Annotated in this window: 2 protein-coding genes; both read left to right on the top strand. The window is 61.6% G+C overall.

Annotated features, from left to right (window positions below):
• Positions 1–1,612: non-ribosomal peptide synthetase (locus E5A73_RS21080; RefSeq protein WP_135965826.1), on the top strand; the 1,612-nt coding region annotated here is incomplete at its 5' end.
• Positions 1,613–1,855 (top strand): hypothetical protein (locus E5A73_RS21085; RefSeq protein WP_135965827.1); only part of this gene is annotated, 243 nt, incomplete at its 3' end.

Raw genomic sequence — 1,855 nt, forward strand, 5'->3', positions numbered from 1 at the left:
CGGCGCCTATGTCCCGCTCGACCCCGCCTATCCCTCCGAACGCCTCGCGTTCATGCTGGCCGACGCCGGGCCGCGCGCAATCCTGACCCATGAAGCGGCACGCGAGGCGCTGGATGCGGCATGCGCAGGGCTGGACCATGTCCCAACGGTACTCGACCTGAACGAGACCGCCCCATGGACCGAGCAACCCTCGACCAGCCCCGATCCCACAAGCCTTGGCCTCACCACCCGCAACCTTGCCTATATCATCTATACCTCAGGCTCCACCGGTACCCCCAAAGGCGTCATGGTCGAGCATTGCAATGTCGTTCACTATCTAAATTGGGCACGCGAGGCTTATCGCCTTGCGCCGCACGACACAGTTCCCGTAAATACCTCTATCTCATTCGATGCGACCGTGACCAGCCTGCTGGCGCCGCTTGTCTCTGGTTGCCAACTCATATTGCTGCCAGAGCATGATCTAAACCTGGCGGCACTGGCAAACCTTCTGGCAGAGGGGCGCGATCTTGCTCTAGTCAAGTTAACGCCGTCACACCTCGGTCTATTGGAAAAGCATGGGCCTGAAGTGTTGCACGCCAAAGCGGCCAGGATGCTGGTCATTGGCGGCGAGCAATTGCTCGCCCGGCAAGTGGAAGACTGGCTAAAGCACACCCCTGAGACACAGCTGATCAACGAATATGGACCGACCGAGGCTACCGTTGGCATGGTTGTCTACCGAATAAAGCCGGGGACACTTTCAGGAGAAATCAGCCCCATTGGTCGTCCGATATCAAACACGCGCATCTATCTTCTGGACGCGTACCGGCAGCCTGTGCCGTTGGGTGCGGCGGGAGAGATCTACATTGGCGGCGCGGGTGTGGCGCGCGGCTATCTGAACCATCCCGAGCTGACCGCGGAGCGGTTCATCGCAAGCCCGTTCGTGGACGACGACCGGCTCTACAAGACGGGTGACCTTGCGCGCTATCTGCCCGACGGCAACATCGAGTTCCTGGGCCGCAACGACCACCAGGTGAAGATCCGCGGGTTCCGGATCGAGCTTGGCGAGATCGAGGCCAGGCTTGCCGAGCATCCCGCTGTCGCCGAGGCGGTGGTGACCGCCCGCGAGGACACTGCCGGCGACAAGCGACTGGTCGCCTATGTTGTGCCGGCTGGACACTCACCAGGAGATGAGCAGACCCGCAGCGCGTGGATCGCGGCCCTGCGCGCGCATCTGACGGGGGTGCTGCCCGACTATATGGTGCCTTCGGCCTACGTGCTGCTGGACGCACTGCCGCTGACCCCCAACGGCAAGCTCGATCGCAAGGACCTGCCCGCACCCGATGACGACGCGTTCGCCCGCCAAGCCTATGCGCCGCCACAAGGCGCGCTGGAGCAGGCGCTTGCCGCGATCTGGTCCGAGCTGCTCGGCATCGAACAGGTCGGACGCCACGACAACTTCTTCGAACTCGGCGGCCACTCGCTGCTGGCGGTGCGGATGCAGAGCCGACTGCAAGCGGAGTTGGACCTATTCCTGCCGCTCTCCGCGATATTTGCACATGGAAGACTCTCATTATTGGCAGACGATGTCCTTCGGCGTCTTCTCGAAACAGAACTCTTTGATCGGAATCGCTGAATGCCTGAACCGGCAATAGAAGATTCGCTGGCTTCGCCCAACGATAAACTGGAACAGTTGCTCGCGCGTGCACGGATAAGAGCTACAGCTTCTAAATCTGCCATTGTTCCTATCTCGCGTGGTGGGCCGCTGGCCTTGTCGTTTGCGCAGCAGCGGCTTTGGTTCCTGGACCAGCTCGAGGGTGCGAGCGCGACCTATAACATACCGATGGCGCTGCGGCTTGGTGGGCGCCTCGATATGGCG

Origin of the sequence: Sphingomonas gei (genome assembly GCF_004792685.1) — a bacterium.
Classification (GTDB): Bacteria; Pseudomonadota; Alphaproteobacteria; order Sphingomonadales; family Sphingomonadaceae; genus Sphingomonas; species Sphingomonas gei.